Annotated in this window: 9 protein-coding genes; 6 read left to right on the plus strand and 3 right to left on the minus strand. The window is 62.5% G+C overall.

Annotated features, from left to right (window positions below; genetic code table 11):
• The first annotated feature begins 96 nt into the window (after positions 1 to 96).
• On the plus strand, positions 97 to 1,374 hold the full coding sequence (locus CIC12_RS07585) for a polyhydroxyalkanoate depolymerase (protein WP_168663533.1): 1,278 nt from the start codon (positions 97 to 99) through the stop codon (positions 1,372 to 1,374).
• Positions 1,375 to 1,518: 144 nt separating this feature from the next.
• On the opposite strand, the gene CIC12_RS07590 is transcribed toward CIC12_RS07585, so the two are convergent.
• Positions 1,519 to 2,151 (minus strand): TetR family transcriptional regulator, encoded by a 633-nt coding sequence (locus CIC12_RS07590; protein WP_168663534.1) that lies wholly within the window; start codon positions 2,149 to 2,151, stop codon positions 1,519 to 1,521.
• Between the two features lie 237 nt (positions 2,152 to 2,388).
• Here CIC12_RS07590 and rsxB point away from each other — a divergent pair, with 237 nt between their 5' ends.
• Genes rsxB through CIC12_RS07605 form a run of 3 tightly spaced genes read left to right on the plus strand, consistent with a single transcriptional unit; the run spans position 2,389 to position 4,457 of the window.
• A complete protein-coding gene (gene rsxB, locus CIC12_RS07595) occupies positions 2,389 to 3,243 on the plus strand; it encodes an electron transport complex subunit RsxB (protein ID WP_168663535.1) in 855 nt (284 codons plus the stop codon).
• Between the two features lie 20 nt (positions 3,244 to 3,263).
• A complete protein-coding gene (gene nth, locus CIC12_RS07600; protein ID WP_168663536.1) occupies positions 3,264 to 3,965 on the plus strand; it encodes an endonuclease III in 702 nt (233 codons plus the stop codon).
• Between the two features lie 57 nt (positions 3,966 to 4,022).
• Positions 4,023 to 4,457: a DUF1841 family protein gene (locus tag CIC12_RS07605; RefSeq protein ID WP_168663537.1), complete on the plus strand. Its 435-nt coding sequence runs from the start codon at positions 4,023 to 4,025 to the stop codon at positions 4,455 to 4,457.
• A gap of 120 nt (positions 4,458 to 4,577) precedes the next feature.
• Here CIC12_RS07605 and CIC12_RS07610 read toward each other — a convergent pair whose 3' ends face one another.
• A complete protein-coding gene (locus CIC12_RS07610) occupies positions 4,578 to 4,961 on the minus strand; it encodes a c-type cytochrome (RefSeq protein WP_168663538.1) in 384 nt (127 codons plus the stop codon).
• Positions 4,962 to 5,021: 60 nt separating this feature from the next.
• Positions 5,022 to 5,390, minus strand: coding sequence for a c-type cytochrome (locus CIC12_RS07615; RefSeq protein WP_168663539.1), 369 nt, complete (start codon positions 5,388 to 5,390; stop codon positions 5,022 to 5,024).
• 477 nt (positions 5,391 to 5,867) lie between these two features.
• On the opposite strand from CIC12_RS07615, the gene CIC12_RS07620 reads away from it, so the two are divergent.
• Positions 5,868 to 6,710 carry an AAA family ATPase gene (locus CIC12_RS07620; protein WP_168663540.1) on the plus strand — a complete coding sequence of 281 codons (843 nt, stop codon included), beginning with the start codon at positions 5,868 to 5,870 and terminating at the stop codon, positions 6,708 to 6,710.
• 97 nt (positions 6,711 to 6,807) lie between these two features.
• Positions 6,808 to 7,983 carry a vWA domain-containing protein gene (locus tag CIC12_RS07625; RefSeq protein WP_168663541.1) on the plus strand — a complete coding sequence of 392 codons (1,176 nt, stop codon included), beginning with the start codon at positions 6,808 to 6,810 and terminating at the stop codon, positions 7,981 to 7,983.
• The last annotated feature ends 26 nt before the right edge of the window (positions 7,984 to 8,009 follow it).

Here is an 8,009-nt window from a genome sequence, read left to right on the forward strand (position 1 = left end):
GCCGAAAATCAATGCGCCAACAATCAAAACGGCCCGCCGCAACGCCTGACGCGTGTTTGCGAAGCCCCATGCGAACCGCTTAAAAACGGAGCACCCATGCTCTATCAACTGCACGAATTCCAACGGGCGATGTTGAGCCCCCTCACCGCCTGGGCCCAGGCCGCGTCGAAATCGTTCGCGAATCCTGCCAGCCCATTGGCCTACGTGCCGGGCGCAACCCGTTTGTCGGCCGGCTATGAACTGCTGTACCGGCTGGGTAAAGATTACGAAAAACCCGAGTTCAATCTTCACCAGATCGTCAAAGATGGTCACAACATTCCGATCATCGAGCAGATCATCGTCGAGAAACCGTTCTGCCGTCTGATGCGCTTCAAGCGTTTCGCCGACGACAGCGACGCCGTCACGCAGTTGAAGGACGAACCGGTCGTACTGGTCTGCGCGCCGTTGTCGGGACACCACGCCACACTGCTGCGCGACACCGTGCGGACGTTGTTGCAGGACCACAAGGTGTACCTGACCGACTGGATCGACGCGCGCATGGTGCCGCTCGAAGCCGGCGAGTTCGGTCTGAACGACTACGTCGCCTACATCCAGGAATTCATCCGTCACATCGGCGCGAAAAATCTGCATGTGATCTCGGTGTGTCAGCCAACGGTGCCCGTGCTCGCGGCCATTTCGCTGCTGGCGAGCCGCGGCGAAGACACGCCGCGCACCATGACGATGATGGGCGGGCCCATCGACGCGCGTAAGAGCCCGACCTCGGTCAATTCGCTCGCCACCCAGCACTCGTACGAGTGGTTCGAGAACAATGTGATTTTCACGGTGCCGCCGAACTACCCGGGTGTGGGCCGTAAGGTTTATCCGGGCTTTCTGCAGCACACCGGCTTTGTCGCGATGAATCCGGAACGTCACGCGGCCTCGCACTGGGACTACTACCAGAGTCTGCTGCGCGGCGACGAAGACGACGCGGAAGCGCATCGCCGCTTCTACGACGAGTACAACGCCGTGCTCGACATGGACGCGGACTATTACCTCGACACGATCCGCGTGGTGTTCCAGGAATTCCGTCTTGCCGAAGGCACGTGGGACGTCGCTGGTGAGCGGGTGAAGCCGGGGGACATCACGAAGACCGCGCTGTTTACCATCGAAGGCGAACTGGACGACATCTCCGGCGACGGTCAGACCTATGCGGCGCACGAGTTATGCACCGGCATTCCGGAGAGCGACAAGCGCCACTTCACCGCGGAAAAATGCGGCCACTACGGCATTTTCTCGGGCCGGCGTTGGCGCACGATTATTTATCCGCAGTTGCGCGACTTCATCCTCGAACACAACAAGGCGCCGAAAGTGGCGAAGGAAAAAGTCGAAGCCTGAGCGAAATACGCACGCGGCATCCGTCGCTGACGACGGCCTCTTTGGAGGCCGTTTCCGTTTGCAACGCCGCTGCCGTACGGTGTGCGGCGCGTGCGCTGCCACGCCCGACGCGTGCGTCCGCGCGCGCGCCGACTTGTGCGTCTTCTACTTGCGCAACAGATACGCGAGCAGCAACTCGGTGTTCATCTGTATCACTTCACTGCGTTCACTGGCGCTATTGAAATCGCGGCCGAGCGTCGCTTCGAGCGTGAAGCGGTTCGACACGATGTAATAGCCCATGCCCGACAGCGTCACGTAAAAGCGCAGTGGATCGATATTGGCGCGAAACAGCCCCGCACGCTGTCCGCGTTCGAGAATGCCGCCAAGCGTCGCGACGATCGGCGAGATCATTTCGCGGATACGCGTCGACTTTTGCATATAGCGCGCTTCATGCAGATTCTCGTTGTTGACCAAACGCAGCAGCTCGGGATGATCGCGGTAGTAATCCCACACGAAATGCGCGAGACGCGTCACGGCCTCCACCGGCGCGACGCCGTTCAGTTCGAGTGTGCGTTCCGCCTCGTTGAGTGCACTGAACGCGTGCTCGAGTACCGCGGTGAAAAGCTGCTCCTTGCTACCGAAGTAGTAATAGAGCATGCGTTCATTCGTTTCCGCGCGGCGGGCGATCTGATCGACGCGTGCGCCGAATAGCCCACCATTTGCAAACTCTTCGGCCGCCGCAAGCAGAATGCGGCGACGCGTGCCTTCAGGATCTCTTTTGATTTTCGGCTGATTCATGGTGGCATCGTCTTCGTGAGCCGCGTTATCCGGATCGCGCCGCCGGCCTCTCTCGGGCCTTGCACCGACAGCGTTGAACGGGCGCGCCATGGTTGGGGAACACACCCTTTTCTGCGGTCTTTCGAAAAAGCGCTTCGATTATGGCACATGGATTGCGAATGGCAATTGGGGAAATCGGCGATAATGTGCTATTTAGTTCAGGCTGTGTGGCAGCAAGGCAAGCCCCCCGTCGTGACCGTGACAGACATTAAAATACTTGCGGATCGCATAGAAGATCTGCTGCCCCAAACCCAATGCACGAAGTGCGGCTATCCCGCATGTCGTCCCTATGCCGAAGCCGTTGCGAACGGCGAAGCCAATTACAACCAGTGTCCCCCCGGCGGCGCCGAGGGTATTGCACGCCTTGCCGCATTGCTTGGCAAGCCGGTGATTCCGCTCAATTCCGCCAACGGCGTCGAACGTGCGCGTCCGTTGGCGGTTATCGACGAACAGATTTGCATCGGCTGCACGCTGTGCATGCAAGCCTGTCCGGTCGACGCGATAGTTGGCGCACCGAAACAGATGCACACTGTGATTGCCGAACTCTGTACCGGTTGCGATCTGTGCGTACCACCGTGCCCGGTCGACTGCATCGCGATGCCGTCCGTCACCGGCGACGCTACCGGCTGGAACGCATGGACACAGAGCCAGGCCGACGCCGCGCGCGCGCGTCACAACCGTCGCGAAGCCCGACTGGCGCGTGAGCGCGAAGCCGCCGAAGCGCGTGCTGCGGCGCGTCGCGCCGGCGGTGCGGGCGCGACGCTCGCTCTGGACGAGACGCAAGCGGCTCGAACAACGCAAGCCGGCACCGCTACGGCGCCAGCGGCGCCCACCGTTGACGAGGCCGAAGCGAAGAAGCGCGCGATCATTCAGGCCGCGCTCGAGCGCGCTCGCAAGAAAAGGGAAGAACTGGCCGCCAAAGGCCAAGGCCCGTTGAACACCGAACGCGTCAGCCCCGACGTGCAGGCGCAGATCGACGCCGCCGAAGCGCGGCGCCGCCGTCTCGGCCTCGCCGCCGCCGACGACACCGACACGCCGTCCAACCCGCGCTAAACGCACCCGTCACGCTCCGCATGAACGCGAACAAACGCCGCGCCATCTACGAAACGCTACAGAGCCTCAACCCGCATCCGACCACCGAGCTTGAGTACACCTCACCGTTCGAACTGCTGATTGCCGTGCTGTTGTCGGCGCAGGCCACGGACGTGTCGGTCAACAAGGCGATGCGCAAGATGTTCCCGGTCGCGAACACGCCGCAGAAGGTGTTCGATCTCGGTGAAGAAGGCGTGACCGGCTACATCAAAACGATCGGGTTGTACCGGACCAAGGCGAAGAACGTCATTGCGACTTGCCGCATCCTGCTCGACCAGTACGGCGGAGAAGTGCCCGAGGACCGTGAAGCGCTCGAAAGTCTGCCAGGAGTGGGCCGCAAAACCGCCAACGTGATTCTGAACACCGCGTTCGGCCATCCGACCATCGCGGTCGACACGCACATCTTTCGGGTTGCCAATCGAACCGGGCTCGCGCCCGGCAAGGACGTGCGCGCGGTCGAAGCGGCGCTGGAGAAATTCACGCCCGCCGAGTTCAGACAGGATGCGCACCACTGGCTGATCTTGCATGGCCGTTATGTCTGCAAGGCACGTCGCCCCGAGTGCTGGCATTGCGTGATCGAGCCGCTTTGCGAGTTCCGTCCGAAAGAAAACGCCACCGCCGGATCTCTGAACCGCCCCGCGAGGCGCGGCGAGCCGCCAGCAGCGCGCGCCGTCGCGGCGTAAAATACCGGCCTGCGCGCTTGCCTTGCGCGTCCCCACTCAAACGCACCCGGTTCCACGATGTTCAATCCCAGCCGCGACGAAGTCCGCCTCTTTTTCACCGACACCTGGCGCAAACAGCGGCAGGGGGACATTCTGACGCCGCTGGAGGCGATCGCCGCCGACTGGATCGTCGAGCACCCCGAATATCACGCGGACCTCAGCGATAGCGGCGCCGCGCAGGCGCAGGATTACTCGCCCGAACGCGGGCAGACCAATCCATTCCTGCATCTGTCGATGCATCTGGCGATCAGCGAACAGTTGTCGATCGACCAGCCGCCGGGCATTCGCGCGGCGCACGAGCGGCTCGCGTCGCGCCTCGGCTCGACTCACGACGCGCAGCACGCGATCATGGAGTGCCTCGGCGAAACCATCTGGGAAGCGCAGCGCACCGGCACGCCACCGGATACGGACGCCTATCTGCAGCGCATCGAGCGGCGCGCGACGCGTGACTGAGCGCGACTGAACGCCAACCGCGCGCCGCCGCCCCCAAAACAAAACACCCCGCCAGGGCGGGGTGTCGTTCGAATCCGGCAAGCAGCGCGGCAATGGCGCTCAAGCCATGACGCGGCGCGCTTACTTCTTCTGCACCAGATCGCCGTCCAGCGATTCGATATAAGCCGCGAGATCTTTCATGTCGCTCTGCGACAGGCTTTGCACCTGTGCCTGCATGATCGCGTTGTTGCGGCCGAGGTGCGGATTGCCCACGCCCATCTGATATTGGCGCAACGCCCAGTAGATGTAGTCGGCGTGCTGGCCCGCAAGCTTCGGATACTCCGGGCTCACCGGCTTGTTCAGATTGACGCCGTGGCAAGCCGCGCAGTTGTGGCTGTCGGACAGCACCTTGCCGTTGCCTGCGTCGGCGGCGTGCGCGACATTCGCTGCAGCCAGACCGATCACTGCCGCCGACGCGCAAGCAGCCTTGAACACCGTATGGAGTGCCTGTTGGGGCTTAATCATGAATTCTCCTATCCCGCGAATAATTGATAGCCGGGTGACTGGATGGACGGCCGCGGCCGATCACTTGTCGGGATTGTTTTTCGAAGAGGCATTTTGCGCCGCGTAGTAAGCGGCGATGTCGGCAATGTCCTGATCCGACAGCGAGACGGCGATGGCGTGCATCGTGTCGAAATGGCGGTCGCCCTTCTTGTAGCCACGCAACGCGTTTTCGAGGTATGCCTGATTCTGGCCGCCGAGCATCGGCACACGGTAGACCTCGGGATAAGCCGTACGGTATTCGGGGATGCCGTGGCAGCCGATACACATCGCGACCTTGGCCCGCCCTGCCTTCGCGTTACCAACGACATCCGCTGCCTGGGCGCTGACCGCGTAGCCCGTGAGCACCGACAGCGCTGCGATCACGACGTGTTTGCCGACGAATTTATTCATAGCATGTAACCTGGCATGAGGGGAACGGGCGCCCAAAAAGGCAACGGCCCGCGCCGTTCTTCTTATAGGGTAGCCACGCAGGCCAAAAAAATCGGGCTAATTGTACCGCGACGCCGCGCAGAACGTCCACCGCGCGGGGTCAGCGGCCGCCCGCCGGCTGCAAAGCCATGGCCGGCGCCGCTTTGCTCCGGCACGCCCGCCGCGCAAGGCCTGACGGGTGCGCGAGCGTACGGTCCACCGGCTCAAACACCGGCAGGCACAGCTCACGCCCGCACCAGCCGCGCGAGGCGGATCCCAAACGAACACCAAACGGGCACGCGGGCCACCCGCGCGCAACACATGCATCAAGCATGCAACGCCCGTTTTACCGGGCCGCGCGTCGGGCTGAACCTCGGCTGACACCCTACGCGAGCCGACTCCAGGCCAACAGGGCTTCTGACTTATACTGGGTTTTTTCCCGATCAAGAGCATCTCGCCATGCGTTTCGAAGGCTCATCGCAGTACGTCGCCACCGACGACCTCAAGCTCGCGGTCAACGCCGCGATGACGCTGAAGCGCCCGTTGCTGATCAAGGGCGAACCGGGCACGGGCAAGACCATGCTCGCCGAAGAGGTCGCGGCCGCGCTCGGCATGCCACTGCTGCAGTGGCACATCAAGTCCACCACCAAGGCCCAGCAGGGTCTGTACGAATACGACGCGGTGTCGCGCCTGCGCGATTCGCAGCTCGGCGACGAGCGCGTCAAGGACATCCGCAACTACATCGTCAAGGGCGTGCTGTGGCAGGCATTCGAGTCGGACGAGCAAACCGTGCTGCTGATCGACGAGATCGACAAGGCCGACATCGAATTCCCGAACGACCTGCTGCGTGAACTCGACCGCATGGAGTTCTACGTGTACGAGACGCACGAGCTGATCCGCGCCAAACAGCGCCCGCTCGTGATCATCACGTCGAACAACGAGAAGGAGCTGCCGGACGCGTTCCTGCGCCGCTGCTTCTTCCACTACATCAAGTTTCCCGATCCGGCCACGATGCAGCAGATCGTCGAGGTGCACTACCCCGGCATCAAAAAGGAACTGCTCGCCGCGGCCATGCAGAGCTTTTTCGAACTGCGCAAGGTGGCGGGGCTGAAGAAGAAGCCGTCCACCTCGGAGCTGCTCGACTGGCTCAAGCTGCTGCTCGCCGAAGACATTCCGCCCGAAGCGCTGCGCTCGTCCGACCAGAAGCAGATCATTCCGCCGCTGCACGGCGCCCTGCTGAAGAACGAACAGGACGTGAGCCTGTTCGAACGGCTGATTTTCATGAACCGCAACAACCGGTGATCGGGCGAGCCACGTCGAAGAGCGAGCGCCGGGGCGATTCCGGCTCACCGACGCCCGACGCGCCGCACCGATCATTCGCCGCTGGAGGGGACACCGCATGCTGATCGACTTCTTCTACTCGCTGCGCGCCGCCAAACTGCCGGTGTCGGTGAAAGAATATCTCACGCTGCTCGAAGCGCTCAAAGCCAACGTAATCGCGCCGTCGCTCGACGAGTTCTACTACCTTTCGCGCATCACGCTGGTCAAGGACGAGCAGTATTTCGACAAGTTCGATCAGGCGTTCGGCGCGTATTTCAACGGCGTCGCGAAAGCGTCGGAACTGGCGTTCGACGTCCCGCTCGACTGGCTGAAGAAGAAGCTGCAACGCGACCTGTCGCCGGAGGAAAAAGCGCAGATCGAAGCAATGGGCGGGCTCGACAAGCTGATGGAGCGCCTCAAGGAACTGTTCGACGAACAGAAAGAGCGTCACGAAGGCGGCAACAAGTGGATCGGCACGGGCGGCACGTCGCCGTTCGGCAACGGCGGCTATAACCCGGAAGGCGTGCGCATCGGCGGCGACGCGGCGGGCAACCGCACCGCGGTGAAGGTATGGGAAGCGCGCGCCTATCGCGACTACGACGACCAGGTCGAAATCGGCACGCGCAACATCAAGGTCGCGCTGCGCCGTTTGCGCCGCTTCGCGCGCGAAGGCGCCGCGGAAGAACTCGATTTGCCCGACACGATCCGCAGCACCGCCGCGAACGCCGGCTGGCTCGATCTGAAGATGGTGCCGGAGCGGCACAACAAGGTGAAGGTGCTGATGCTGCTCGACGTCGGCGGCTCGATGGACGATCACATCAAGCGTACCGAAGAACTTTTCTCCGCCGCAAAGGCCGAGTTCAAGCATCTCGAGTTCTATTACTTCCACAATTGCGTGTACGACTTCCTGTGGAAGAACAACCGCCGCCGCCACGCCGAGCGCATGCCGACGTGGGACGTGCTGCACAAGTTCACCCCAGACTACAAACTGATCTTCGTCGGCGACGCAACGATGAGCCCCTACGAAGTGCTGCAGCCCGGCGGCTCGGTGGAATACAACAACGCCGAGGCGGGCGCTGTGTGGCTGCGCCGTCTCGCGGATCATTTTCCGCATCACGCGTGGCTCAATCCGGAGCCGGAAGGTTTGTGGGCGTACCGGCAATCGGTCAGCGCGATCCGCGAAGTGCTCGGACACCGGATGTACCCGCTCACGCTCGCCGGGTTGGAAAGCGCAATGCGCATGCTGAGCAAATGACGCTGTCGTACCGCTGCCGTATCGCT

It is taken from the genome of Paraburkholderia sp. SG-MS1 (assembly GCF_012275575.1).
Lineage (GTDB): Bacteria > Pseudomonadota > Gammaproteobacteria > Burkholderiales > Burkholderiaceae > Paraburkholderia.

Bases quoted from the DNA above. Each gene is read 5' to 3' on its own strand.
- CIC12_RS07585 (WP_168663533.1), top strand. From the start codon at position 97: ATGCTCTATCAACTGCACGAATTCCAACGGGCGATGTTGAGCCCCCTC.
- CIC12_RS07590 (WP_168663534.1), bottom strand. From the start codon at position 2,151: ATGAATCAGCCGAAAATCAAAAGAGATCCTGAAGGCACGCGTCGCCGC.
- nth (WP_168663536.1), top strand. From the start codon at position 3,264: ATGAACGCGAACAAACGCCGCGCCATCTACGAAACGCTACAGAGCCTC.
- CIC12_RS07605 (WP_168663537.1), top strand. From the start codon at position 4,023: ATGTTCAATCCCAGCCGCGACGAAGTCCGCCTCTTTTTCACCGACACC.
- CIC12_RS07610 (WP_168663538.1), bottom strand. From the start codon at position 4,961: ATGATTAAGCCCCAACAGGCACTCCATACGGTGTTCAAGGCTGCTTGC.
- CIC12_RS07615 (WP_168663539.1), bottom strand. From the start codon at position 5,390: ATGAATAAATTCGTCGGCAAACACGTCGTGATCGCAGCGCTGTCGGTG.
- CIC12_RS07620 (WP_168663540.1), top strand. From the start codon at position 5,868: ATGCGTTTCGAAGGCTCATCGCAGTACGTCGCCACCGACGACCTCAAG.
- CIC12_RS07625 (WP_168663541.1), top strand. From the start codon at position 6,808: ATGCTGATCGACTTCTTCTACTCGCTGCGCGCCGCCAAACTGCCGGTG.